Raw genomic sequence first — 24,900 nt, 5'->3', positions numbered from 1 at the left:
ATACATTGCCCATCATAACAGCAATCCGAAGCCATTTATTTGGACTAAAAGTGCCCGAGACATTCTGGAAAAAGTTATTCGTGCCAACAGTCGCTTAAGCTCTAAACAGAATGCAACACTACACTAGCAAGTCACGCAGTGACGTTCTGGCGACAGCTTGTAAGGAAGTAATGTCAGTCGGGCACTACGAAAAAATCCAACACTGCCGGGGGGACGATGATGGAGTTCGCAAAGCGGGCTTTGTTCGGCCCGACCAACGGTATGCATATTCACAAAAGCGCGGTCCATTAACAAGTCAATCCCTGCAGCCATTACCCATTTTGGGTAATGACTATGAAAGCAACCTGGTTCGGGTTCAGTCTTTCTGCCAGCGAGCAGGCTGATCAATCTCCGTTAGTTAAGAGAGGATGTTGTTCAGAGGCTGATAACAGCTGTTTGAGTCTGTTCTATTTCTGGTAAGCAGTTGCCAGCGGTGTTGGATAACTTGCAACTAAAAGCCCTGTATCAGCCGTGTATAGCTATCGATCCGGTCTGCCTGACTATGGGTTACCGCAACCGTGGCGATCTCGTCACAATCAAACGCTTTAGCCAGTTGCTGGATCTCTTCGGCGCACTGCTCAGGAGTGCCCACGGTGTAGCCGTTGAGGATATGATTATAGGCTGCCTGATGGGCAGCAGGGAGGGAACGATAGCGATCCTGTACCTCAGATGGCGTCAGGAAGGCTTCACGGATTCCCAGTTGCGCGGCCAGTTTACGATATACCGCGGTACCCGCCCGCAGTTTTGCTTCTGCTTCGGTATCTGCACAGATACAGGCGATCGCCAGCATCCTGTTTGGCGTGCCGGGATGTTCTGCCCGTTTCCATTGCTCCAGGTATTCGGTGAAGATTGATGGGTGGCAGTTATCCGGATCGATAAAGCGGGCCAGGGCGATGTTATACCCCAGCTGTCCCGCTAACCCGGCGCTGCCTCCGCTGGAACCGAGCATCCATAACTCTGCTTGTGGGCTGGCGTCAGGCAGGACGTTAATCAGGCCGAATGGGGTGTTTTGCGGCAGATTACCCTGCATAAAACCTTTCAGCAGCAGTGCCTGATCGGCATAAAGATCACCATGATGAGGCTGAAGGGGGAATGCCAGTGCCTGAGAGGTAAGGCCGGTGCCGCCGGGTGCCCGGCCAATACCCAGATCGATGCGGTCGGGGAACAGGGTTGCTAACATCTTGAAACACTCGGCCACTTTTAACGGGCTGTAATGGCTGAGCATGACGCCACCACTGCCGATCCGGATGTTTTTGGTGACACTGGCAATCGCCGTGGCTATGATCTCCGGGCAGGGGTTGGCAAAGTGGATGCTGTCGTGATGTTCCGCCACCCAGTAACGGTAATAGCCCAGCTCATCGCAGATTTTTGCCAGCTCAATAGTTAGCTGTGGCGCTTCGATCGCTGGGTGGGAACCCTGTACCGGGGATTGATCCACCACTGACAGTTTGATGCTCATTTTTATCTCCTGAGTTTATTAATATGTTAACTACTATGGCCGGAGAGTTCAATGGCAGCGGCTCTGTATTGTGCCGCTATAGGGGCGGATCCCGGTCTTTGGATGAATCGCAGATCGTGCCGGGCTGAATCACCTGCAGAGCGCGCTGCGACAGTTTCTCTATCGGATTTCGGCTGTTGCTCAGTCAGGTGCTTAGCAGGTTTCGGTCACTGCCGAATGGTTTGCAGTCATTGCAATTTTTCGGCAACACTCGGGGATTAGGCTGGGTGCCAGGGGTTTGCTGAAAAGATAGCCCTGGCCATAATCGCATTGATAAGTGGCGAGCAGGCTGACTTCGGTCTCATCTTCGATCCCTTCTGCGACCACCTGCATGCCCAGATCATGACCGATACCGATTATGTTGTGGACTAAACGACGGCTGACCTGATCCTCGCCGATCTTGCTGATAAAGCTTCGGTCGATCTTGAGCGTCTGTATCGGTAGCTGCTGCAGATGGCTGAGAGATGACAGTCCGGTGCCAAAATCATCCAGAGCAACACTGATATTGTGTCGCGCCAGACCGGGCAACAGGTCCTGTGTCTCTTTCAGTATCTGCATGCCAGTATCTTCAGTGACCTCGATGCGGATAAGCCCCTGGGGCAGATTGTGCTGTTTCAGCGACTGGTTAATAATGGCTGCCAGATCAAGCTGATGCATCGATGGAGAAATATTCACGGCGACCGGCAGTGGCTGAAACCCTGAGTTTCGCCATTCGTCGATCTGGCGGCAGGCTTCATCAATAATCCAGCAGCCGAGGGTGTTTGCCAGTGAATATTTTTCGGCGATGCTGATGATTTCCAGTGGTGGTATTGCACCATAGGTCTCATGATTCCAGCGCAGCAGGGTTTCCAGACAGACCACTTGTTGCGTCTGCAAAGAGACTATCGGTTGATACACCAGGTGCAGTTTGCTGCGCTCAAGTGCTATCCGCAGATCTCTTTGCAGCTGTTGTCGACGATGGATCTGCGCATCCATATCAAAGTCAAATAACATCTGACTTGAGTGTGTGGCCCGGTCTTTGGCCTTATACATAGCGATATCCGCCCGGGTGAGCAGACTGCCGACATCAATACCATGTTCCGGAAAGATAACGCTGCCGATACTGGCGCCAATGAAACAGGTGTGCTGGTCGATCTGAAAGCGTTTTTCAAACAGCTGAATAACTTTTCCAGTGATTATGCCCAGGCTGTCACTGCTGATGAGCCTTGGCTGGATAATGGCAAACTCATCGCCACCCAGACGACAAGTGAGACAACCATAGCGCTTATCAATTCCACTGGTCAGACGGTGGGAGACTGCTTCTAACAGGGCATCGCCAACGTGATGCCCCAGTGTGTCATTGACATCTTTGAAGCCGTTGAGGTCGATCAGATGCAGGGCGAACGGTTGCTTTTTTCGACAGTACCGGGTGATCTCATTTTGTAGAAAAGCGCGGTTAGGAATTCCGGTCAGACTGTCATGCTTGGCCTGATAACGGTTGAGTCTGTTCTCCCTGATAATCATCACTAATAGCAGGCTACCGGACAGTATCAGACCGCACATCAGCAGAATTAGCTGTTGTTGCAGATCGATAACCTGACTCTCGCTACGGTTGAAAAGGGTATTCGTCTGATAGTAGTTTTGCAGTGCCAGTGCGTCAATCTCTGCAATCTGAGGCTCCAGTGTTTGCTGTATCTGAAGGCTGTGTTCGGGCTCGGTGGCGAGCTTTTTGAAGACGTCGTGTTCGAGTGACTTGACGGTATTAAAGGCTTGGCTCAACGTGGCTTTTGCGTGATCTATTTTGGTGATCTGTTCTCCATCAACCCCTTCAAGCAGCACCGGAAAACGGCTCCAGAGGAGATCGTAACGTGTTTTTACCTGTTGGAGATGTACATTATCAGGTGCCACCTGGTACAGCGCTAGTGCGTCGTTAAAACGGCGTAGCTCAAGTTTTAACTGAAACATTGAGAACACGCTGGTGCCATAGTTCTCATCGAGGAGAGAGATCGACTGGCGCAGCTGGAAAAGACTCATCGCCGCGCTGATAAAAAAGATCAGCACAATGGTGATCAGCAAGGCGCGCTTGCGCGGGGCTTGTTTAGCGGTATGGGTCAATCTCTGTCCCATCAGTAGATCTCAATTTTGCTAAGTTGCCAGATCATTCTGCCGGTATTGACTTCACTGTTGAGCTCATGAAATTTGTGGTGCGGTAACATTAACCACAGAGGCCCTTTTTCACGGACCGAGAGTTGCTCTCCATCCTCACTCCAGGCCAGGATAGGCTCATATTTGTCCATATACTGCCGCTCAAATTCGACACTATAGTCATTCAGAGCGGTGAGCCTGATATGGTTTCCCTGTGCACCGACGTACCTCAGTACTGCAGAAAGCAGCGGACCGTGATAACTGTGAATGCTATCTGACCAGCGGGTTTTCAGCCTGAAGGTATCACTCTCCAGAGACTGCAACAGCGCCAGATCCAGAGCAGCTGTCTGGCCATCCTGAGTATTTTCAATCTTGCCGCTGATGGATAGTATGACCGGTCCGGAGGGTTGGGGCAGGGGAGCAGCTATTACGCTGAGTGACACCGCCCAATAAGCCAGTAGCGCAAGAGTCCACTTTGTCATGGAGAGAACCTTTTTTAATCTGTAAATGAAAAGAATCAACTGGTCTGAACGGCTGTTTATCAGCGGTTATCATAACCTCTGGGCCTTCAGGATGACTCAGCGTCTCTCCATGACCGTTTATCTGTCATAATTTACAGACAGTGCACGTATATGTCAGGGGGGGGAGCGTTATGTATTACCCATTTTGTGTATTTGAGCCTTATTGCCGTCCGGTATAGTTCGACACCTCTATAAGGTTATCGTCAGGGTCTCAGAAGTAGGCAGAGAGGATCGGTCCCGTAGCGTCGCTTCGATTTTCTGATTGCCAAAGGTCTGCGGGACAGGGCCATCGCCAAAGATGACCTTCTTCATTCCCAGCACGGAGGTATAACACTTAATGGTGGTATTGATATCTCTGACAGCCAGTACCAGATGGTCTAATCGCTCTGCCTGCATACAGGATCCTCTTAAACTGTGTCGGGTGCTCTTCTGCGTCTCAGCCGCCGGGCCAGAAAAGCGCAGGGTTGTGTCAACATAAGGTTGAGCAGCAACCCGGCAATAACACCAAAAACAATTCCCTCAGAGGTGAGTGGCAGGCCCGGCTCAAAGTTATCCAGGGTTTTCTCGAGATAGGAGTAACGGGAGGGGGTAAACATATAGAGGGTTTTATGCAGCAGGTTGCCATTGGCAAACACCGCTATACCCAGTTTTAGTTCAGCATACTGATCAAGGGTGGCCAGCTTTTGCCGGGCATCTGCTCTGACACTGGGTTCACTGTTGTGCTGGTGCTGTTTAATCATCGAGCGGACATCGGGGTAACCAAACGCTTTTGCGGTGGCCTCATAACCTTCAACCTGCCACTGTGTTGATGCGTACATGCCCGCCAGAAACTGCTGATAATGGTCGGCCAGCTGCGGCACCTGTAACGCCAGCAACAGTGTGACGCCAAAGGTCAGTTTATCGAATAGTCTGCCAATCAACGGAGTGCTTCCTGAGGAGGTCTGGTCAGTTAATATACCGCACCAGGGATCTTAGTAAAAACCCGGTGTGGGCGGGAGGCCTATCCGCACCAGGTTTTTTTCTAGTCACTTCTCTGATACCGTCTTTCCGGGCGACCCACACTTCCATAACTGACTTCGGTATTTAACTTACCGAGGCTGACCAGATATTCCAGGTAGCGGCGGGCAGTGGTGCGGCTGGCGCCGATAATCTCGCCCACCTCTTCAGCGTTCAGCGCAGTGTCGTGCTGACTGAACACCCGGCTGATATTATCCAGTGTAATCGCGTCAATCCCTTTCGGTAGTCTGGTGATTTCGGCAGGTGAGATCTCCGCAGGGCTGTTACGTGGCATAACTTTATCCACATCACTCTGGGCCAGGGTGTCAAGGTTGTGCAGCTTTTGCAGATGCTGCTGGTAGTGTTGCAGGGTTTCCTGTAACCGTTCAAATACCAGCGGTTTGAGAATGTAATCAAACACCCCACCGTGCAGTGCTTCGCGCAGGGTATTAACCTCTTTAGCAGCGGTGATCATGATCACGTCGATGCTACTGTTATCCGCGCGTAGCTTGCGTAACAGGTCGAAACCGGTGCCGTTGGGAAACTGAATATCCAGTAGCAGCAGATCGGGACTCAGTATCTCTATCAGATCTTTGGCCTCTTCCAGACGGTGCGCTATACCGGCCAGTTCAAAGCCCTCAATCCGTTCGAGAAAACGCCGCTGGATCTCTGCGATCTGTGGATCATCTTCGGCGATAACAACTTTTATCATTTTAGCTAAACCCGAATTAATTTTTATTTTTGGGAATATACACGGTAAAGCGGCTACCCTCCGCAGGCCCGCTCTCTATAGTTAGAGTGCCATGAAGTTTATCCAGCAGGTTTTTGACCAGATGCAGGCCGTAGCCATGACCATCCCGGTTTTTACTGCTGAAACCTTTTTCAAAGATTCTGTCCTGTTGCTGAGGTGGAATACCCGCCCCCTGATCCTCGATCTCAAAGATCAGATCATTACCCAGATCTGTCATCGACAGATGCACTTTACCGTCGCTGCCTTGATGGTTCAGGGTAGCTTCCAGTGCGTTGTCGATCAGATTGCCGATAATACTCACCAGTTGCTCGCGGGGAAGCTTATCTGGCAGCTTGGTCATCTCGCTTTCCGGGTCGATAACCAGGGCGAGTCCCATCTCCCGTGCACGGTTATATTTGCCCAGCAGACAGCCGGCCAGTACCGGATCAGGCGCCGCTTTCATCAGCAGCTTGATCAGCGCCTGATGGCTTTGAGATTCCTGGCCAATCAACTGTAGCGCCTGCTCGGTGGCTCCAATCTGGATCAGTCCGGCGATGGTGTGCAGTTTATTGGAGTATTCGTGGGCCTGACTGCGCAGCGTATCGGCATACTGCTGAATCCGGGTCAGTTGCTGGCTGATCATATCCAGTTCATCCTTGCGGCGGAAACTGGAGACGACGCCGGTGATCTGTTCGCCCTGTTTCAGCGGCAACCGGTTGGCGATAATGCAGTGATCCCCGCGCCAGACTTCACTATCAAACTGGGGTTCGCCGGTCTGCAATACTTCCAGCATTGAACTGTCGGGCAGCACCTCATCTACCTTACGGCCGAGCAGCTTGCAGTGTTTGGGTAAGCCCAGGGTTTCAATGGCTGTCTGATTGATGGTGGTGATTTCGCCAGTGCTGTCGATCGCGATGATGCCTTCACGGACCGACTCCAGGGTGGCCCGCTGTTCGTCAAACAGGTGGGCAATCTGCTCCGGTTCCAGACCGAAGATCGCTTTCTTGAAATGATGGGCAAACCAGACCGCTATCGCGGCGCTGAGGATAAAGGAGCAGAGAATGACCAGAATCAGCGTGACCCGATACCGGTTAATGATCTCAGTAACCCGGTCGAGGCCATAACCCACCGAGATTAATCCGGAAATACTGCCATCGGCACTGATTACCGGGGCTTTGCCCCGCATCGACCAGCCCAGAGAACCAACGGCTTTAGAGATATAGCCATGCCCCTCTACCAGGGCGGGATAACCGGTATCACCGTCATCGTCGGCCATTGAGTGGCCGATCTTTTCTACTTTAGGGTGGGCCAGACGGATACCATTACTGTCGCCTATAACCACAAAGCGGGCACGGGTGGTGTTTGCCAGCGCGAGGCTTAATGGTTGCAGGTAATGGCTGTCCCGTTGCTCTACCGATTCAATAACCTGAGGCATGGCGGCGATGGTTTTAGCGACATCCAGCGCCCGCTGACCGATCTGTTCATCCAGCGAACGTTCCAGGTAGTGCAGTGCAAACAGACCGATAAAGCCGGTCTGAATCAGTGCCATGACCCCCAGAATCAGGATCATTCGCTGTTTCAGTTTTAGCTGGAGAAGCCTCATCTGTACTCTCTTTGCGGATTTTCTGAGTCGCTGCTTTTAGTTTAGTTAGTTTGATAACGTCTGTGCAGATAGTAATCAATCTGCACCCGGTTGACTCGTAAACTTTATGAACAAAATGAATTTTATGTTTTAAAAAGCCTTTAAATTCATAAGCTTTCATAAAAAGCTTCGGAAAACTAATGTGCATATAACAATAAGAACCAGAACTCTGTACGAGGAAGTCCGAATGTTTTGTAAAACTGTAAATAAGAAAACCCTGATCGCTGCTATGCTGACTGGCTGTCTGACAGCCGGCGCCTCTCTGCATGTGGCGGCGGTGGAGAGTATACACTTTCTGATTCCAGGTGGCGCTGGTGGTGGCTGGGATGGTACTGCACGTGGTACCGGCGAAGCACTGAGCAAAGCGGGCCTGGTCGACAGTATCTCCTACGAGAATATGTCCGGTGGTGGCGGTGGTAAAGCGATTGCTCATCTGATTGAAACGGCCGATCAGAATCATGACACACTGATGGTGAATTCGACACCGATCGTGATTCGTTCACTGTCAAAAGTATTCCCACAGTCTTTTCGTGATCTGACGCCGGTTGCGGCGACTATTGGTGATTTCGGAGCCTTCGTAGTGAAGAACGATTCAAAGTACAACAGCTTTAAAGATGTTGTTGCTGAATTTAGCGAGAACCCTCGCTCGATTAAGATTGGTGGCGGTTCTGCCCGGGGCAGCATGGATCATCTGGTGGCGGCGATGGCCTTTAAAGCCGCCGGTGGCGATGCCCGTCAGGTACGTTATGTTGCCTACGATGCCGGTGGTAAAGCGATGGCGGGTCTGCTGTCTGGTGAAACCTCAATCCTGTCTACCGGATTCAGTGAGGCTCTGGCGCTGGCGGAGTCGGGTGAAGTCCGGATTCTGGTCATGACCGGCGATGAGCGCAACGCCGCAGCACCGGACGTGCCTACACTGAAAGAGCTGGGTTATGACGCAAGCTTTGTTAACTGGCGTGGCTTTTTTGCCGCTCCGGGTATCAGCGATACTGAGAAAGCTGAGTTCGTTGACACTCTGAATAAGATGTACCAGACACCTGAATGGGAAGCCGTGCGTGCCCGTAATGGTTGGGTAGAGATCTTTAAGCCTGACGATCAGTTTATTGCCTTTCTGGAACAGCAGGAAAAAGAGGTGGGTGATCTGATGCGTGAGCTGGGTTTCCTTAAGTAGGTCTTTGTATTGTCAGGCTGATTGCAGTCAATCAGCCTGATGCTCTATTGCTGTGCTGTTTCACCTGAGTGTGTTTATTTTCTCCGGGCCTGAATCGACTGCGCTTAGTATAGGTTAAGCGTCCGGCCCTGAGTTTTTTGTTATATCCGACAGATAGCCCTCTGTCCGGGAGCGTTACATGATTATTACCAAAGACCATATTGGCGGAATGGGGTTTCTCCTGTTATCGGCTTTCTACGGTTTCTATGCCGGCGATATTCCTTTGTTGCCGGGCGATGAGTTTGAACCCTTTCATGCCCGTACGGTGCCGTATGCACTGGCTATTTTAGGCGGTCTTATCTCCCTTGCACTGTTGCTGACAGCAGAGAGAAAAGCTGAAAAACGTTTGCGGTTAAACAACTATGATTTTGCCCTGGTAGCGAAACTGCTGGTGTTGATAGTGATCTTCGGACTGGCACTCGAATGGATCGGTTTTCTGCTCGCCACCGTGTTATTCCTTATCGCTGGTTTCTGGTTGCTGGGCGAACGTCGTATCAAAATGCTGCTGATGGTGTCCGTACCTTTTGCGGTGGGGATCTGGTTTATCCTCGCCAAACTGCTGGATATCTATCTGGCGCCGGGGCAACTGTTCGTTCAACTGTTTGGAGGATAATGCCATGTTAGACGGAATCTTTACCGGGCTGAGCACTGCGGTGATGCCCTTTAATCTGTTGATGGTGGTGGTGGGGTGTTTTGCCGGCACCTTTATCGGCATGTTGCCGGGCCTGGGGCCTATCTCAGCGGTAGCGCTGATGATTCCGATCACCTACGGTCTTGATCCATCTTCCGGAATCATTCTGATGGCGGGGGTGTACTACGGTGCGGTATTCGGTGGTTCAACGTCATCGATTCTGATCAATGCTCCAGGTTGCGCCAGTACCGTAGTAACAGCTTTTGATGGTTACCCACTGGCACAACAGAATCAGGCAGGTAAGGCGCTGGCGCTGGCTGCCTACTCATCATTTACCGGTGGTACTGTCGGTGCACTGGCTTTATTGTTTGCGGCCCCGGCACTGGCGAAAGTATCCCTCAGCTTTCAGTCGACCGACTATTTTGCCCTGATGATTCTTGGGCTGACCGCGGTGGCGGCGTTTTCGGGTAAGGGGCAGGTTTTGAAAGCCCTGCTGATGACGGTGTTTGGCCTGATGATTGCGACGGTCGGTACTGATACAACCTCGGGTGCAACCCGCTTTACTTTCGGCAGTATCGACCTGATCGACGGTGTCAGCTTTCTGTTACTGGCGATGGCGACTTTCGCGCTGACGGAAGTGGTGATGACCGTACTGAAAGGCGAGCACCGGGAAGAGGAAGAGCAGGTTGATATGAGCAAGCTGGGTAGCATGAAACTCAGCAAAGAGGAGATTAAAGAGGTTGCCCCGACGATTGGGCGCTCTTCGGTATTTGGTTTTCTGGTAGGGGTATTGCCGGGAGCCGGCGCGACAATTGCATCGTTTCTGGCCTACGGTCTGGAGCGTAACCTGGCATCGGCTAAAGAAAAGCTGAAGTTTGGTAAGGGCTCACTGCGGGGACTGGCAGCACCGGAGTCGGCTAACAATGCGGCCTCTACCGGTTCATTTGTACCACTGCTGACACTGGGGATACCCGGTTCAGGCACGACCGCGATTATGCTGGGGGCGCTGATTGCCTATGGTATTCAGCCCGGTCCGCGGTTGTTTCTGGATCATCCGGATGTGTTCTGGTCGGTGATTATCTCAATGTATTTTGGCAACCTGGTGTTGCTGATTCTGAACCTGCCACTGATTCCGTATATCTCAAAGTTATTGGTGATTCCACGGCCGATTCTGATTCCGATGATTCTGTTTTTCTCCATCACCGGGGTTTATCTGGTTAGCTTTAACACCTTCGATATCCAGATGATGGTGGTCATTACGGTGATTGCGATCTTCCTTAAGCTGCTGGAATTCCCGATGGCACCGATGTTGCTGGGCTATATTCTCGGAGGACTGATGGAGACCAATCTGAGCCGGGCACTGGTGATCTCTGACGGCAGTCTGGCGTTTCTCTGGGAGCGTCCGCTGACGCTGGCAATTATTTCGATTGCAGTGATTGTATTGGTTGTACCGCCGCTGCTGGATCTGTTGCGCAATCGAAATCGTACCCGGGGAGCCGAAGTTGCCGTGAATGAAGGAGAGGGCTGAACCGGTTTTTACCGACCGCTGTAAATATCACAAACCCTGGCCATTGCCAGGGTTTTTTTATGCCTGTCGGGTGCCGTGAACAAAACGAACTTAATGCGGTATATGAATAATAAACCCTTTATTTTCAATAACTTTAAATGGTCTTTATCTCTCTTTAAAGTGTCTCAAACGTTAACGCTCGCATCAGTCTGAGGTGTCTGAATGGCTGTTCGAGGGTAGCGATGACTGAGCACCAATGGGCTTCAGGAACCCTGAAAACCTGAACCAAAAATATAAAAGCAATCCATCAATGATGTGGAGAAGACGATGAAGAGAGTAGCACTGACTACTGCAATTTCAGCCGCTATGCTGGCTGGTTCCGTTCAGGCAGCCACCATCTACGAAGGCAACGGCCTGAAATATGACCTGAAAGGGGATCTGCAGGTTCAGTTACGCCAGAAGATCGGTGATAACCAGGATCAGGATCTGGAGTTTGACGATCTGGAACTGAAAAACCGGGTGACCTATGGCCTTAATGAGGGGATGAGCGCGTTTGCACAGCTGGATTATAGTTTTGACAAACGCGCCAACGATCAAAGTGCTGACTCCCAGGATGGCGGTAAGCTGGAAGAGGCCTATCTGGGACTTAAGTTTGACAATATTGCTTTGCGTGTCGGTAAGCAAAACTATTCCACCGATGAATTCAGCGTTGAAAAGGCGTATGAGACCGTAGTTGAGGATGATATTTTTGACCTCAACGATGATGCTGGCGATGATGTTATCCGTGTCGATGCACAGTTTGATAATCTGTTTGTGTCGGTCTCTACTGATCTTAAAGCGGAAGGTAATGCGGACAGCGATGGTACTAAATCCACTGATCTGTTTGTCTCAACCGACCTGGGAAATGTGGGGCTGATGGCGGCGTATCAGAACTATCAGGAGATGGGTTCAGATTCCGTCTCTTCCTGGGGCGTAGGCGTCACTTTTGATGCAGGCTTTGCCAGGTTTGGGGCGGATTACGGTTCAATGGAAGATACCGCTGATGTGTACAACCTGGTGGCATCTTTCCCTGTAGCCGAGACGACTACGGTTGCGGTGGGAGTTCAGAACCGCGATGAAGATGCGGGTGATGATGTGACAGGTTGGTACGCCAACGCTACCTACAAGTTCCCTGAGCAGAAAGCGGTGAGTGTATTCGGAGAGATCGGTGATACCGATGCTGATAATACCGATCCAGGTTATCTGGTGGGTATGCGTATCGTCTTCTGATTCTCTGCGGTGGTATTGTGATTGCGTCTGATTGTCCTCCCCTTCGGGCGATTTTATCGCACACTGTACCGCTCATCAGCGCAGAGCAAGCCCGGCAGTGATGCCGGGTTTTCTTATCTGCAGGCCTGTAACGCAGCGATTAACCGGCTGCGGGTTCCCGCTTTTCCAGTTTCAGGTAGTTATCGATCCCTTTGATCCTGTCTTCAGCGTGGTGGTTGACATAGAGCACTGAGGTTTCGCTACCGGCGCAGATCTTTTCGATCAGTGCCAGAACCAACTGGCGATTCATATCATCCAGCCCCAGACAGGGTTCATCCAGAATCAGCAGAGGTGGATGTTTGACCATCGCCCGGGCGATCAGTAACAGACGCTGATCACCGTAAGAGAGTTTGTTAAACGGCGTATCCGCCCGGTCAGACATGCCCAGCAGGGCCAGCCACTCGTCGGCGATCTTTTTCTGCCGGTCGGACGCTTTGGTATACAGGCCGATACTGTCGTAGAACCCGGAGATAATGACATTTCTCAGCCCGGTGCCGACCTTATATTCCCACTGCAGGGCAGTGGAGACATATCCGATAAACTGTTTAATCTGCCAGATGCTCTCGCCGTTACCCCGCTGAAAACCAAACACAAATATATCGTTGACGTAACACTGGGGATGATCGCCGGTGATCAGTGACAGCAGACCGGTTTTACCACTGCCGTTGGGGCCGCTTAGCTGCCAGTGCTGATTGCGTTCGATGGTCCAGTCCAGTGAGTCGATAATACGGTGGCCATCGTAGGTGATATTGATCTTGTTGAGCCGAACAAGAGGTTGCGTCGGATCGAGCCTGGGAATCGCAGTTTCCGGATCCGCACCCGGTACTTCCAGATCAGTGGTTTTCAGGTGCAGCAGTTGATACAGCTCGTTATAGGCTTTGCTATCGTGACGGTCGATCTGATGCTGCAACCGGCCATGATCCACATAGGCGATATGGGTGATAAAGTCGGGAAACTCATCAAAGCGGTTCAGCACCAACACCATCGGCACGGTCTCCACCAGGCCAGCAAGATACTGCTGCAGCATCTTCAGGGTATCTGCATCGAGGCCATCAAAGGGTTCGTCCAGCACCAACAGATCAGGTTCGCTGGCCAGTGCCCGGATCAGCATCACTTTACGGGATTCTCCGGTAGAGAGTTTGCGGAAGGCACGGTCCAGTAGCGAGTCCAGTTTGAACATCGTTACCAGTTGGCTGATCAGCTCAGGATTACGCCCCCCTTCACAGAGGATCTCCCTGACCGGTGTACCCTCGGAGATAACGTCGATAATATCGGCGTCATCTTTCTTACGTTCCCGCTCGATCAGTTCAGCCTGGGCTTCAAAAGAGACCAGTCCGACCTTTGCAGGGAGACCTGCGAGAGTACCGCTGAGTGTGTCTCCAGCGCCTGCAAGTACGGCAGCTAATGCTGATTTACCTGAACCGTTAGCACCGGTGATAACCCAATGCTGGGAGTCGTCCAGTTGCCAGTTGATCTCATCCAGTTGAAAGCGATCATCAAAGTTAACCGTCAGGTTGTTGAGGCGTATATTCATAAGTATCCGGAATCAGCATCAATAGTGTTTGAACAAAAAAAAGGCCAGGAGATCAGTCCCGGCCTTCCGTTACCTGTGCATAGCGCTCAGGTGAGATCGTAATTAAACGATCTTCTTCATGTCAGCCATGTGGCCACGCAGTACCGCACCGATCGCTTCAACCGGGTGTGAACGCAGAGCAGTGTTCACTTCGATCAGGCGGGCGTTGTCGACGCCGGTATCTTCCAGCTCCAGACCCTTACCGATGACGTCGGTTTTGATGTCCTTCATGAAGTCAGCCAGCAGTGGCAGACACGCGTGGTTGTACAGGTAGCAACCGTACTCAGCCGTATCAGAGATAGTCGCGTTCATCTCATACAGCTTCTTACGAGCGATGGTGTTTGCGATCAGCGGAGTTTCATGCAGTGACTCATAGTAGGCAGAGTCAGCGATGATGCCGGCAGCGGTCATGGTTTCGAATGCCAGCTCAACGCCCGCTTTAACCATAGCAACCATCAGGATACCCTTATCGAAGTACTCCTGCTCGGAGATCTCCACATCGCCAGCCGGGGTTTTTTCGAAGGCCGTTTCAGCGGTCTCTGCACGCCAGCCCAGCAGGTTTTTGTCATCGTTCGCCCAGTCTTCCATCATCGTGCGGGAGAAGGTGCCGTCGATGATGTCATCCTGGTGCTTGTTGTACAGCGGACGCATGATCTGCTTCAGCTCTTCAGACAGGTCGTATGCCTTGATCTTAGCCGGGTTAGACAGACGGTCCAGCATGTTGGTTACGCCGCCGTATTTCAGCGCTTCGGTGATCGTTTCCCAGCCGTACTGAATCAGCTTGGATGCGTAACCTGGATCGATACCCTCTTCAACCATCTTGTCGAAGCACAGCAGAGAACCGGTTTGCAGCATACCGCACAGGATAGTCTGCTCACCCATCAGGTCGGATTTAACTTCGGCGATGAAAGAGGACATCAGTACGCCCGCTTTGTGACCGCCGGTACCGACAGCATAGGCTTTCGCCAGAGCCAGGCCTTCGCCTTTAGGATCGTTATCTTCGTGAACTGCGATCAGGGTTGGAACACCGAAACCACGTACATATTCAGCACGTACTTCAGAGCCCGGGCACTTAGGTGCAACCATGATAACGGTCAGGTCTTCACGGATCTTCATACCCTCTTCAACGATGTTGAAACCGTGAGAGTAAGACAGGCAAGCGCCTTCTTTCATCAAGGGCATAACCGCGTTAACAACGGAGGTGTGCTGCTTATCAGGTGTCAGGTTCAGTACAACGTCAGCCGTCGGGATCAGTTCTTCATAGGTACCGACAACAAAACCGTTTTCAGTCGCGTTTTTCCAGGACTGACGCTTTTCTGCGATCGCTTCAGCACGCAGTGCGTAAGAGACATCCAGGCCACTGTCACGCAGGTTAAGGCCCTGGTTCAGACCCTGAGCGCCACAGCCGATAACAACCATCTTCTTGCCTTTGAGGGCTTCAACGCCATCGCTGAATTCGTCGATAGACATGAAGCGGCATTTGCCCAGTTGTTCCAGTTGCTCACGCAGTGGCAGCGTGTTGAAGTAGTTATTAGACATATTCTGATAGTTCCGTTTGATTAAGTCGCAGCCCGGTCGGCACGACTGTAAATTCTGTTCATTTTACCAGGCGGGAACAGGGTTACCGGCGAGGCTCAAATTCAGGCAGGGCAATATTATACAGAGACACCCGCTGAAGTTTAATAGCGCTACTCTATATAAAAAGACGTCTTGCGTATATTGATATATATACATCACAGTATTGCAAAATATGAAATATGCCCGGGGCAGTACTTAATCCGCAAAACTGATACCGATTGGGTTTCAGCCGCTTTTTTATAAAAACCTCTGAACTGCTATGGCTTTTTAAGCTTCTTTTAAGAACTTGTCATTAATATGGCCACTATAGAGATCGGTCATGGATATGAACGGTATGAGGAGGCTTTAAGATGTCAACGCACGATTCACAACAGGTAGTAAAGGTCTGGGACCCCCTTGTCAGGGTCTTTCACTGGTCGCTGGCACTGTTTTTTACGGTCGCCTATCTGACGGAAGGTGATTTCGAAACGGTGCACTTCTATATGGGGTATGGGATCAGCGCTCTGATTCTGTTCCGCCTGCTGTGGGGCATTATTGGCCCCAAATACGCGCGCTTCACAAATTTTGTAACCGGCAAAGAGAAAGTGGTTAGTTACCTGAAGTCGCTGCTAACCGGCAACGCGGAACACTATGTTGGCCATAATCCGGCTGGCGGGATCATGGTGGTTGCGCTGTTGCTGATGCTGGCACTGACCTGCTTCTTCGGCATGGCTCTGATTGCGACCGATAATATCGGACCGCTGGCAGGAACCTTTGTGGCCTCATTTAATGAGGATCTGGTGAAGGAGCTGCATGAGATTTGTGCCAACGGCACTCTGGCGCTGGTATTTATTCATCTTGCGGGTGTGGTCGTCAGCAGCCTGCTGCATCGGGAAAACCTGATTCGCGCCATGGTGACCGGTGTCAAAGTGATCGGCGCAAAAAAATCAAAGGTTGAGACTGTTAAAGGAGAAAATCATGTCTAAAAAAAGATGGCTGCTGGCAGGCCTGATTGCCAGTCTGGCAATCACAGCAAACGCCGGTGTTATTGATCAGAAGCTCGATCAATACCGGGCTGCGGGGGCCACAACATTCAGTGCTGATGCCGGACAGGCGCTGTGGAACTCAGATAACGATGGTCGAAGCTGCACTCAGTGTCACGGTGCCGATCCAACCGGTGTGGGCAAACACGCGAAAACCGGCAAAGCGATCAAACCGATGGCGCCATCAGTAAACCCAAAACGGTTTACCGATAGCCAGAAGATCGATAAGTGGTTTTTAAGAAACTGTAAGTGGACGCTCAACCGTGAGTGTACTGCGCAGGAAAAGGGTGATTTCTTAGTATGGATCAGGGGGCAATAAACGTATGAAACCAGCAATGAAGAAAATGGCGGGATATATCCGTTACGGTGTGGCAGGCAGCTTTATCGTTGCCGCATGGGGGTTGGGACTCACTGGCGTTAGCAATGCGTCTGGCACCTACAGTGCCGGTAACGCGACAACTGCAGAAGCTGTTGTCTACCGGGAGGAGTGCGGTGCCTGTCATGTCGCTTATCCTGCGGGTTTGCTGCCAGCGGAAAGCTGGAGCACTATAATGACGACGCTGGATGATCACTTTGGTGAAAATGCTGAAGTGTCGGATGAAGCCGCTGCGATGATCAGCGCTTATCTGACGGATAATGCGGGTAAACCGGGTCGTGGAATGTTAAAAAGGGTTAAGGGCGATGCGCCTTTACGGATTACAGAGTTACCATACTTCGTGCGTAAACACGATGAGGTGCCTGAGCGTATGGTCAGCGGTAATGCGGAAGTAGGTAGTTTCAGCAACTGTAATGCGTGCCATCAGCGCGCAGAAAGTGGAGACTTCGATGAAGATTCGGTTCGCATTCCTGGTTATGGCCGTTGGGATGATTAACCAGGCCTGTGCCGGTTCTGATATCAGTGATGCACAGGTGCGGGAGTGGGTGGCCGAAGGCAGAATTATGTCCTTTGTCGATATTATGGCCGCCAATAAGTCCCGCCTTGATGGTCGCCTGCTCGATCTGGAGATCGAGCAGGAAGATGACAGTATCGTCTATGAAGTTGAGGTGTTGCGCGCCGATGGTGAGGTGCGCGAGTTTCATATCGATGCGGCGAGCGGGTCGGTGTTAAAAGAGGAACGCGACGATTGAGAATCTTACTGGTCGAAGATGATCTGGAACAGGCTGAGGCTCTGAAGCGCAGTCTGCAGAAGGCCGGTTATGTTGTCGAGATGGCACATAATGGCACCGATGGACAGTTTCTCGGTGATGAGGAGCAGTTTGATGCGGTTATACTCGATCTTGGCCTACCGGAGATTCCGGGGCTGGAGGTGCTCAGACACTGGCGCCAAAAGGGCAATCATGTGCCGGTGATTATTCTCACTGCCCGGGATGCCTGGCATGAACGGGTCGATGGGTTGAATGCCGGTGCCGACGATTATCTGGGAAAACCGTTTCATGCAGATGAGGTGATCGCCCGTCTGCAGGCCGTGGTCAGACGTACGGTGGGTAAAGCCGATAATGTACTGGAATGGAAGGGGGTCCGGTTGCTGCTGGCTGAGCAGCAGGCGATTGCCCAGGATGGCCGGGTGATCACCCTGACATCCACCGATTTTCGGTTGCTGCGGCACTTTATGATGTATCCCGATAAGGTGCACTCGAAAAGCTATCTGAGTGAGCAGGTTTATGAAGAGGAGCAGATCAAAGACAGTAATGTGATCGAGGTCTATGTAAACCGGCTGCGTAACTATTTTGGTAAAGACTTTATAAAGACCCAGTGGGGCAAAGGGTATCGGATAGGCGAGTGAACAGTGATCTGAATAAACCGTTTAAAGCCCCTGCCATGGCGAGAATGTCGATTCGCCGGCAACTCAGTCGTAGTCTGATTGTCGCCCTGTGCCTGACGATGGGGGCGCTGCTGATGGTGGTGAACTGGGGCATTGGTCAGATCTCCCACGAATATATTCTTTCCCGCCTTAAACATGATGCCGAATCGATTATTGCCGCGTTGCAGTTGCAGCCTGATAATCAGACATGGGACGTGGGTCCCCGCGGCACAAGCACCGTCTATCAGCGTGCGCTTTCCGGGCATTACTATATGATAACCGGGCCAGATATAGAGATCAGAAGTCGCTCTTTGTGGGATTATCCGGCGCAATTTGCCACGCTTGCCAAGGGGGAGGAAAACAGTTTCGAGATGCCCGGTGCTGATGGTCAGCACTGGCTGGTCTGGCAACTGGGGTTCAATAAAAACGATACCCCCTTTACGCTGACCATTATCGAAGACAGCTCACCGCTGGATGCCCTGAAATGGCGATACTCATTCTGGGCGCTGCTGGTACTGGCCGGTGGTGCGATTTCGCTGTTTTTTATGCAGCAGTGGATTCTGACCCGCAACTTCCGCTATCTGGATTCGGTTCGGGAGAAGATCCAGTCGTTCCGTTACGCAGAGGATAAGCCCGATCTGAGCAGCGTACCGCAGGAACTGGCGCCCCTGGCGGATGATATTGATCAGCTGCTGCAACAGTTAAAACAGCGGGTCAGCCGCACCCGTAACTCTCTGGGAAATCTGGCCCATGAGATCAAGCGTCCGTTGCAACGTTTGCAGCAGCTGCAGGATGAATCGGTCACCGAGTTTGGCGCGGATATCAAAGCCTTGCTGGATGATATTCAGTGGCTGATTCAGCGTGAACTGAAACGGGCCCGGATAGTCGGCGTATCATCGCCAGGGCGGCAGACTAATCTGGCGGTCGATCTGCCTCCGCTGATCAATATACTGAGTAAGTTATACCCGGCGATCCGCATTGAAGCGGATCTGTCAGCGGCCGGCAGTCTGCCGCAGGATCGTGATGATATGCTTGAGCTGATCGGAAACCTGCTCGATAACGCCTGCAAATATGGCCTGAGTGAGGTGTACTTAACGGCACAGGTGACTGACGAGCTGGCAGTGATAAGGGTGCTGGATGACGGTAAAGGGTTGCCACAGGAGAGTATCGAACACCTGTTGCAACGCGGTCAGCGTCTCGATGAGCGGCAGGAGGGGGCTGGATTAGGGCTGTCGATCTGTAACGATATTATCGAAAGTTATCAGGGCCGGCTGACACTGGAAAACCGTGAGCCCCATGGTATCCGGGTGACAATCGAACTGCCGTTGCGTTGAACGGCTGATCTGGATCATCGTGTCTGCAGATGGTTATGGTGGTTTTTAAGGAGTGCGGATGGATCAGGCTTTTATTGATCAGGCATTGCAGCAACTGGCCCGTGTTGATGACGATATTGCCCGCGCACTGCCGCAGACAGGCGCTCCGGCACCCCGACAAAGAGCGTCAGGTTTTGCCGCACTGCTGGCGATTATTATCGGTCAGCAGGTGTCTACCGAGGCGGCTGCGGCAATTCGGGGACGGGTTGAAACACTGTTGGCCGAGGTTAGCGCTGAGCGGCTGTTGGCGGTGGATGATCAGGCGTTGCGGGACGCCGGAATGTCCTGGCGTAAGATTGAATATGCCAACGGGCTGGCCGGTGCCGTTGTCGATAAAACCCTGGATCTAGAGACGCTGCCCCATCTGCCTGATGATGAGGCGATCAGAGTGATCTCTTCGTTGCGGGGCTTTGGTCGCTGGAGTGCTGAGATCTACCTGATGTTTTCGCTGCAACGGCAGGATATTTTTCCCGCCGATGATCTGGCATTGCTGGTGGCTTTGGGACGCTTAAAACGCCTGGTGCAAAAACCGACGCCCAGGCAGGCGCGGGATCTGATAGAGCACTGGGCACCCTATCGCAGCGCCGGCTCACTGTTTCTCTGGCACTATTACCGGGGTGCACCGGTGTAATCCGTTGTCATTGATCCGGAATTTATTGCTGTCTGCGTGGTCGATTAATGAGTCGTACTCTTTTTCAGTGGCGGCATTATGTTTAATTGTTGAGGAATCTGTATGACTGATAGTCAAAACGCTCATAGTGTTAAGTTCTGGCTCACCATCATCGCCTTTCAGATCATCTTTGGTCTGGTTGTGTTTGGCTTCACCCGGCAGTATTACCTATCAGCGCCGCAATCAGCGGCCACTAAACCCAATCTGGACTGGCCCGTGGCCGGGCAGACGCTCTCCGGTGATCTGCTAACGGGTAAAGCGGGCGGTGCACAGGGGCGCACTCCCTCAGCGATGGGCTCTGCTGCTATGGGGGGCAGTGCTATGGGCGGTTCAGGCATGGGCGGCAATAGTGTTGGCGCAGCATCCGATCTGAGCGTGCTGCAGGATCCGGTGGAGATCTCCCGCATGGCCAATGAGATGTTTGCCAAACAGGACTATCAGCAGGCCGCCAAACTGTATGAAAAACTGTTGTCGTTTGACCCCGAAAATGCCGCCACCTACAACAACCTGGGGCTGACCCTGCACTATATCGGCCGCTCGGATGAAGCCCTCAAAATGTTGGATGAGGGATCAATTATCGATCCATCCAATCAGCGAATCTGGCTGACCCTGGGGTTTGTCAGCAATCAGATGGGCGATACTGAAAAGGCCCGCACCGCGCTGAAAACCGCTGTAGATCTGGGTGCCGATACCCAGGTAGGGCAGTCTGCTGCGAAGATGCTGGCAGATCTGCCCTGATTAAACAGTCGTTATCTACCGCCCTGTTCTTTGTCCCTGTCCTCTGCGGTGAATTGATAGCAAGCCACTGAGGACAGAGAGAGGGAAAGGCCCTCAGGCGTTTGGTGTTACGCGACAGAGGTTTATACCCCGGATCTGATTTTCATAAACATCATTTTTGTTCAATAAATGTACAGTTACCTCTCGACATTGGGGCCTTAACTCTTTAAAGTTGCCGCACTTTTAACAGCACCGGTTTTACGCTGTGTAACCTGTACTTTTCAGGGCTCTTTTTCCGGATTCTCTTTCAGTACATTCTTTCCAGAACACTCTTTTCAGGACTGACTCCTTTGATCTCCTCTGCGAACATCACCATGCAGTTTGGCGCTGAGCCGCTGTTTGAAAATATCTCCGCTAAATTCGGCAACGGTAATCGTTACGGTTTGATCGGCGCCAACGGCTGTGGTAAATCCACCTTTATGAAGATCCTCAGCGGTGAGCTGACGCCAACAGCGGGTAATGTTTCTATGACGCCGGGTGAGAAGCTGGGTATTCTCAGTCAGAACCAGTTTGCTTTTGAAGAGTACACTGTTATTGACGCGGTGATTATGGGGGATGCGGAGCTGTGGAAGGTAAAACAGGAGCGCGAGCGGATCTACTCTCTGCCAGAGATGTCGGAAGAGGACGGCATGAAGGTCGCCCACCTTGAGGTGGAGTTTGCCGAGATGGATGGTTACAGCGCCGAGAGTCGTGCGGGCGATATCCTGCTGGAAGCCGGTATTGCAGAAGAGTTTCATTTTGGCCTGATGAGTCAGGTTGCCCCGGGCTGGAAGCTGCGGGTGTTGCTGGCGCAGGCACTGTTTGCCAATCCCGATATTCTGCTGCTGGACGAGCCCACCAACAACCTCGATATCCACACCATCAGTTGGCTGGAGAATGTGCTCAACCAACGCAAGAGCACCATGATCATCATCTCCCACGACCGTCACTTCCTCAATGCGGTCTGCACCCATATGGCGGATATCGATTATGGTGAGCTGCGAATCTATCCCGGTAACTATGATTATTATCTGGAGGCCTCTGCGCTGATCCGTGAACAGCTGTTATCTTCGAACGCCAAGAAAAGTGCTGAGATGGAGGATCTGCAGGCATTTGTTAACCGTTTTTCCGCTAACGCTTCCAAGGCGAAACAGGCCAGTTCCCGGGCGAAGAGGCTGGAAAAAATTGAGCTGGACGAGGTTAAAACCTCCAGTCGTCAGTTCCCCTCTATTACTTACAAACAGGATAAAAAACTGCACCGTCAGGCGCTGATTCTGGAGGAGATGGGGCATGGGTTTGATGATGAACTGCTGTTCTCCGGTGGCAACCTGATTCTCGAAGCGGGCGCAAAGCTGGCGGTGATCGGCGAGAATGGTGCCGGTAAAACCACCTTCCTGCGCTGTCTGATGAATGAGTTACAGGCCAGAGAGGGCACCGTGAAGTGGTCAGAAAATGCGTCTATTGGCTACTGCCCTCAGGATAGCTCTGCGGACTTTAACTGCGATCTGACGCTGTTCGAGTGGATGTCACAGTGGCGTACGCCGAAACATGATGATCTTAAAGTCCGCGCGATGCTGGGACGCTTGCTGTTTACTGCGGATGATTTTAACAAGAAGGCCCGGGTCTGCTCCGGTGGTGAGAAAAACCGTCTGCTGTTCGGTAAGCTGATGATGATGGATATCAACGTGCTGATCATGGACGAGCCCACCAACCATATGGATATGGAAGCGATTGAAGCACTGAACATCGCCCTGGAAGGCTTTGATGGCACACTGATCTTTGTCAGCCATGACCGTGCCTTTGTCTCTTCGCTGGCGGACAATATTATTGAGATTAAAGACCACAAAGTGATCCACTTCCCCGGCACCTTTGATGAGTATCTGGATAACCAGACCAAGGCTGCCCGGGTCGCCTGAATAGCAGCGTGATTAGCTAATTTGCCGCGATGGTTTATCGCCCCTGGAAGGGGCTCCTACGTGTGGAATAAATTTGTAGGAGCGGCATCTTGCCGCGATGGATTTATCGCCCCTGAAAGGGGCTCCTACGGTGTGGAATAGATTTGTAGGAGCGGCATCTTGCCGCGATGGTTTATCGCCCTGTGTTCTCTGTGGTAAATATTCATTGATGCTACCCCCCCCCGGTTATCCAAAGCACAGCACCAGAGGTGTTTCAGTGCTCTACCGACAGTGCTCTCTCAGACAGAGGCAGTGACGCGGCGGGTTGAGCCACCGGAAACAACCGGTCATAGCCCCAGTTAAATATCAGGGTATAGGTCATCACTGCGAAAATCATCACCATATCGACCACCAGTGCCTGCATAAAGGTGACATCCAGCCACCAGACAATCAGTGGCAGGGATGTTGCGGTCAGCGTTACTTCCATCCCCATCGCATGAATAATCCGGCCCAGCAGTTTTCGCTCGGTTGGAACCCTGCCCCGACGGACATCGAAGCGGTCAAAAAAGTAGTTAAAGATAGGGTTGATCAGCATCGCTTTGATACTGATCACCACGGATAGCATCCCCACATCAACAATGTCACGATTCAGCATCAGTGACATCATCGGCGCCAGCAGGGTCAGCAACAGCGCTTCAAACATCAGCGTGTGGCGCAGACGGTCCAGAGGTGTACGGGTAATAATTGGCTGATTCATGATGACTCCTTACTAAATCCCTGTCGGCTGACAGTGCTTAAATGATGGAGGCCATTCTAGGGTTTATTTAGATAGATAAAAGTTAGATACTATCTGAAAATCAGATAGATTGAAGGTGCTCAGATGGCCGGGATTGATCAGTTAGAAGCCTTTGTGATGGCGGCAGAAACCGGCTCGTTCTCGGCCGCCGCCCGGCGTCTGGGAAAGGCGCAGTCGGCGGTCAGCACCGCTATCAGTAACCTGGAGCTGGACAGCAATGTCGAGCTGTTTGACCGCAGCAGCCGTAATCCGGTACTGACCAAAAGCGGCGAAGCGCTGCTGGAATATGCCCGAACGGTGCTGCACAGCCAGCATGAGTTTCGCGTGCATGCCCAGGCGCTGGGGCACAGTGATGAGGTCGAACTCTGTCTGGCTGTGGAGCAGAGTATCTCCAACCGGCCACTCATGGCGATTCTGCACCGCTTTGAACAGCGCTTTCCCCATATCCAGCTGGAACTGCTGGACCCCGGCGGCAGCGATGTCGCGGAACTGGTGCGTACTAACCGCGCGGATATCGGCCTGATGCTGGAGCGCGAAAGCTATCCACAGGGGTTTGGATTTCGCGGCATCGGTTATTCTGAGCGGGTGGCAGTGTGCCGCCATGATCATCCCATTGTTGGTAAACAGCCGGTGTCACATGCAAACCTGCGTGCTTATCGGCAGCTGGTGTTACGTAGCGTGGACCTCAGTGATCGCAGTCATGAGCGGCTAATGTTCAGCCCCAGTGTATGGTTTTCAGAAAGTCCTCACCTGATTATGGACCTGTTGTGCAGCGGTCTGGGGTGGGCCTATCTGCACCGCAATGTGGTGCAGGAAAAACTGGATAGTGGCGAACTGATTATTCTGCAACGGGACTATCAGAAAGTGGCGAGCTTGCAGGGGGTCGACGTGGTCTGGGCAGAAAACCGCTCGCTGGGCAGCGCCGGTAGCTGGTTGCTGGAAGAGCTGTCACAACTGGATCTGACTTTGTAATGATAAAGCGAAGACGTGGCTAGAACGGAGCCTTCGGATCCTGCTCGTGGCTAGACGGAAACTTCGTTTCCTTGCTCGAAAAAGCGAAGAAAAGGGCATAAAAAGCCGGGGTTAGAATGCGGCTTCGCGGCTTGCTTATGTGGACTCCCCTCTGTCAACAATGAAACGATTTTGACTTAGAATAAATGCACGCTTATGTTCGAGCTCTGATTGAGTCGCTAACTCTGGCTCACTGATATTTGCGCGAACTACCGGAT

Annotated in this window: 24 protein-coding genes; 14 read left to right on the top strand and 10 right to left on the bottom strand. The window is 52.0% G+C overall.

Translation table 11 applies throughout. The annotated features are described in order from the left end of the window. Positions 1-490: 490 nt before the first annotated feature. The 7 genes from JW499_RS20605 to JW499_RS20575 all read right to left on the bottom strand — a co-directional run bounded on the left by JW499_RS20605 (position 491) and on the right by JW499_RS20575 (position 7,478). Positions 491-1,498, bottom strand: coding sequence for an MsnO8 family LLM class oxidoreductase (locus tag JW499_RS20605; RefSeq protein ID WP_205212354.1), 1,008 nt, complete (start codon positions 1,496-1,498; stop codon positions 491-493). A gap of 192 nt (positions 1,499-1,690) precedes the next feature. Next, on the bottom strand, positions 1,691-3,643 hold the full coding sequence (locus tag JW499_RS20600) for a putative bifunctional diguanylate cyclase/phosphodiesterase (protein ID WP_205212353.1): 1,953 nt from the start codon (positions 3,641-3,643) through the stop codon (positions 1,691-1,693). Continuing rightward, a complete protein-coding gene (locus JW499_RS20595) occupies positions 3,643-4,143 on the bottom strand; it encodes a putative pterin-binding protein (RefSeq protein ID WP_205212352.1) in 501 nt (166 codons plus the stop codon). The genes JW499_RS20600 and JW499_RS20595 overlap by 1 nt, the downstream gene beginning before the upstream one ends. 228 nt (positions 4,144-4,371) lie before the next feature. After that, entirely contained in the window at positions 4,372-4,578 is a 207-nt protein-coding gene (locus JW499_RS20590; RefSeq protein ID WP_232846560.1) for a VOC family protein, read from the bottom strand. An 11-nt stretch (positions 4,579-4,589) separates the two neighbouring features. Next, positions 4,590-5,102, bottom strand: coding sequence for a DUF2937 family protein (locus tag JW499_RS20585; protein WP_205212351.1), 513 nt, complete (start codon positions 5,100-5,102; stop codon positions 4,590-4,592). A 101-nt stretch (positions 5,103-5,203) separates the two neighbouring features. Further along, a complete protein-coding gene (locus JW499_RS20580; RefSeq protein ID WP_205212350.1) occupies positions 5,204-5,890 on the bottom strand; it encodes a response regulator in 687 nt (228 codons plus the stop codon). A 16-nt stretch (positions 5,891-5,906) separates the two neighbouring features. Further along, positions 5,907-7,478 (bottom strand): ATP-binding protein, encoded by a 1,572-nt coding sequence (locus tag JW499_RS20575; protein ID WP_232846559.1) that lies wholly within the window; start codon positions 7,476-7,478, stop codon positions 5,907-5,909. A 259-nt stretch (positions 7,479-7,737) separates the two neighbouring features. On the opposite strand from JW499_RS20575, the gene JW499_RS20570 reads away from it, so the two are divergent. From JW499_RS20570 to JW499_RS20555, 4 genes are all read left to right on the top strand, one after another. After that, positions 7,738-8,721 carry a tripartite tricarboxylate transporter substrate binding protein gene (locus JW499_RS20570; RefSeq protein WP_205212348.1) on the top strand — a complete coding sequence of 328 codons (984 nt, stop codon included), beginning with the start codon at positions 7,738-7,740 and terminating at the stop codon, positions 8,719-8,721. Between the two features lie 178 nt (positions 8,722-8,899). Further along, the gene (locus JW499_RS20565; RefSeq protein ID WP_205212347.1) at positions 8,900-9,373 is read left to right on the top strand and encodes a tripartite tricarboxylate transporter TctB family protein; all 474 of its coding nucleotides are present in this window, start codon (positions 8,900-8,902) and stop codon (positions 9,371-9,373) included. A gap of 4 nt (positions 9,374-9,377) precedes the next feature. Further along, on the top strand, positions 9,378-10,919 hold the full coding sequence (locus tag JW499_RS20560) for a tripartite tricarboxylate transporter permease (RefSeq protein ID WP_205212346.1): 1,542 nt from the start codon (positions 9,378-9,380) through the stop codon (positions 10,917-10,919). A 306-nt stretch (positions 10,920-11,225) separates the two neighbouring features. Then, entirely contained in the window at positions 11,226-12,167 is a 942-nt protein-coding gene (locus JW499_RS20555; protein WP_205212345.1) for a porin, read from the top strand. A gap of 139 nt (positions 12,168-12,306) precedes the next feature. On the opposite strand, the gene modF is transcribed toward JW499_RS20555, so the two are convergent. Together modF and ilvC are read right to left on the bottom strand one after the other, a co-directional pair. Continuing rightward, positions 12,307-13,740: a molybdate ABC transporter ATP-binding protein ModF gene (gene modF, locus JW499_RS20550; protein WP_205212344.1), complete on the bottom strand. Its 1,434-nt coding sequence runs from the start codon at positions 13,738-13,740 to the stop codon at positions 12,307-12,309. Positions 13,741-13,842: 102 nt separating this feature from the next. After that, on the bottom strand, positions 13,843-15,318 hold the full coding sequence (ilvC, locus tag JW499_RS20545; protein WP_205212343.1) for a ketol-acid reductoisomerase: 1,476 nt from the start codon (positions 15,316-15,318) through the stop codon (positions 13,843-13,845). A 389-nt stretch (positions 15,319-15,707) separates the two neighbouring features. On the opposite strand from ilvC, the gene JW499_RS20540 reads away from it, so the two are divergent. The 9 genes from JW499_RS20540 (at position 15,708) to JW499_RS20500 (ending at position 22,896) form a co-directional block, all read left to right on the top strand. After that, positions 15,708-16,322, top strand: coding sequence for a cytochrome b/b6 domain-containing protein (locus JW499_RS20540; protein WP_205212342.1), 615 nt, complete (start codon positions 15,708-15,710; stop codon positions 16,320-16,322). Beyond that, positions 16,315-16,698 carry a DUF1924 domain-containing protein gene (locus JW499_RS20535; protein WP_205212341.1) on the top strand — a complete coding sequence of 128 codons (384 nt, stop codon included), beginning with the start codon at positions 16,315-16,317 and terminating at the stop codon, positions 16,696-16,698. Before JW499_RS20540 ends, JW499_RS20535 begins: the two co-directional genes overlap by 8 nt. Before the next feature lie 4 nt (positions 16,699-16,702). Then, the gene (locus JW499_RS20530; RefSeq protein WP_205212340.1) at positions 16,703-17,251 is read left to right on the top strand and encodes a diheme cytochrome c; all 549 of its coding nucleotides are present in this window, start codon (positions 16,703-16,705) and stop codon (positions 17,249-17,251) included. After that, complete coding sequence (locus tag JW499_RS20525) at positions 17,205-17,507, top strand: PepSY domain-containing protein (protein WP_232846558.1); 303 nt, start codon at positions 17,205-17,207, stop codon at positions 17,505-17,507. Before JW499_RS20530 ends, JW499_RS20525 begins: the two co-directional genes overlap by 47 nt. Then, on the top strand, positions 17,504-18,163 hold the full coding sequence (locus JW499_RS20520; RefSeq protein WP_091352387.1) for a response regulator transcription factor: 660 nt from the start codon (positions 17,504-17,506) through the stop codon (positions 18,161-18,163). The genes JW499_RS20525 and JW499_RS20520 overlap by 4 nt, the downstream gene beginning before the upstream one ends. Then, positions 18,160-19,515 carry a sensor histidine kinase gene (locus JW499_RS22885; RefSeq protein WP_205212339.1) on the top strand — a complete coding sequence of 452 codons (1,356 nt, stop codon included), beginning with the start codon at positions 18,160-18,162 and terminating at the stop codon, positions 19,513-19,515. The genes JW499_RS20520 and JW499_RS22885 overlap by 4 nt, the downstream gene beginning before the upstream one ends. 58 nt (positions 19,516-19,573) lie before the next feature. After that, positions 19,574-20,185: a DNA-3-methyladenine glycosylase family protein gene (locus JW499_RS20510; RefSeq protein WP_205212338.1), complete on the top strand. Its 612-nt coding sequence runs from the start codon at positions 19,574-19,576 to the stop codon at positions 20,183-20,185. A gap of 102 nt (positions 20,186-20,287) precedes the next feature. Next, a complete protein-coding gene (locus JW499_RS20505; protein WP_205212337.1) occupies positions 20,288-20,962 on the top strand; it encodes a tetratricopeptide repeat protein in 675 nt (224 codons plus the stop codon). Between the two features lie 329 nt (positions 20,963-21,291). Continuing rightward, the gene (locus JW499_RS20500; RefSeq protein ID WP_205212336.1) at positions 21,292-22,896 is read left to right on the top strand and encodes an ABC-F family ATPase; all 1,605 of its coding nucleotides are present in this window, start codon (positions 21,292-21,294) and stop codon (positions 22,894-22,896) included. 253 nt (positions 22,897-23,149) lie between these two features. Here the strand turns inward: JW499_RS20500 and JW499_RS20495 are convergent, their stop codons facing one another. Further along, on the bottom strand, positions 23,150-23,632 hold the full coding sequence (locus JW499_RS20495) for a PACE efflux transporter (protein WP_205212335.1): 483 nt from the start codon (positions 23,630-23,632) through the stop codon (positions 23,150-23,152). Positions 23,633-23,755: 123 nt separating this feature from the next. On the opposite strand from JW499_RS20495, the gene JW499_RS20490 reads away from it, so the two are divergent. Then, entirely contained in the window at positions 23,756-24,643 is an 888-nt protein-coding gene (locus JW499_RS20490) for a LysR family transcriptional regulator (RefSeq protein ID WP_205212334.1), read from the top strand. Positions 24,644-24,900: the final 257 nt, after the last annotated feature.

The organism is Amphritea pacifica, assembly GCF_016924145.1.
GTDB classification, from domain to species: Bacteria; Pseudomonadota; Gammaproteobacteria; order Pseudomonadales; family Balneatricaceae; genus Amphritea; species Amphritea pacifica.
Note: the sequence above shows the minus strand (reverse complement) of the source record. Positions and strands in the feature narration are given on the sequence as shown.

Coding starts and splice junctions, on each gene's coding strand:
- JW499_RS20605 (WP_205212354.1), bottom strand. CDS start 1,498: ATGAGCATCAAACTGTCAGTGGTGGATCAATCCCCGGTACAGGGTTCC.
- JW499_RS20600 (WP_205212353.1), bottom strand. CDS start 3,643: ATGGGACAGAGATTGACCCATACCGCTAAACAAGCCCCGCGCAAGCGC.
- JW499_RS20595 (WP_205212352.1), bottom strand. CDS start 4,143: ATGACAAAGTGGACTCTTGCGCTACTGGCTTATTGGGCGGTGTCACTC.
- JW499_RS20590 (WP_232846560.1), bottom strand. CDS start 4,578: ATGCAGGCAGAGCGATTAGACCATCTGGTACTGGCTGTCAGAGATATC.
- JW499_RS20580 (WP_205212350.1), bottom strand. CDS start 5,890: ATGATAAAAGTTGTTATCGCCGAAGATGATCCACAGATCGCAGAGATC.
- JW499_RS20575 (WP_232846559.1), bottom strand. CDS start 7,478: ATGATCCTGATTCTGGGGGTCATGGCACTGATTCAGACCGGCTTTATC.
- JW499_RS20570 (WP_205212348.1), top strand. CDS start 7,738: ATGTTTTGTAAAACTGTAAATAAGAAAACCCTGATCGCTGCTATGCTG.
- JW499_RS20565 (WP_205212347.1), top strand. CDS start 8,900: ATGATTATTACCAAAGACCATATTGGCGGAATGGGGTTTCTCCTGTTA.
- JW499_RS20560 (WP_205212346.1), top strand. CDS start 9,378: ATGTTAGACGGAATCTTTACCGGGCTGAGCACTGCGGTGATGCCCTTT.
- JW499_RS20555 (WP_205212345.1), top strand. CDS start 11,226: ATGAAGAGAGTAGCACTGACTACTGCAATTTCAGCCGCTATGCTGGCT.
- modF (WP_205212344.1), bottom strand. CDS start 13,740: ATGAATATACGCCTCAACAACCTGACGGTTAACTTTGATGATCGCTTT.
- ilvC (WP_205212343.1), bottom strand. CDS start 15,318: ATGTCTAATAACTACTTCAACACGCTGCCACTGCGTGAGCAACTGGAA.
- JW499_RS20540 (WP_205212342.1), top strand. CDS start 15,708: ATGTCAACGCACGATTCACAACAGGTAGTAAAGGTCTGGGACCCCCTT.
- JW499_RS20535 (WP_205212341.1), top strand. CDS start 16,315: ATGTCTAAAAAAAGATGGCTGCTGGCAGGCCTGATTGCCAGTCTGGCA.
- JW499_RS20530 (WP_205212340.1), top strand. CDS start 16,703: ATGAAACCAGCAATGAAGAAAATGGCGGGATATATCCGTTACGGTGTG.
- JW499_RS20525 (WP_232846558.1), top strand. CDS start 17,205: ATGAAGATTCGGTTCGCATTCCTGGTTATGGCCGTTGGGATGATTAAC.
- JW499_RS20510 (WP_205212338.1), top strand. CDS start 19,574: ATGGATCAGGCTTTTATTGATCAGGCATTGCAGCAACTGGCCCGTGTT.
- JW499_RS20505 (WP_205212337.1), top strand. CDS start 20,288: ATGACTGATAGTCAAAACGCTCATAGTGTTAAGTTCTGGCTCACCATC.
- JW499_RS20495 (WP_205212335.1), bottom strand. CDS start 23,632: ATGAATCAGCCAATTATTACCCGTACACCTCTGGACCGTCTGCGCCAC.
- JW499_RS20490 (WP_205212334.1), top strand. CDS start 23,756: ATGGCCGGGATTGATCAGTTAGAAGCCTTTGTGATGGCGGCAGAAACC.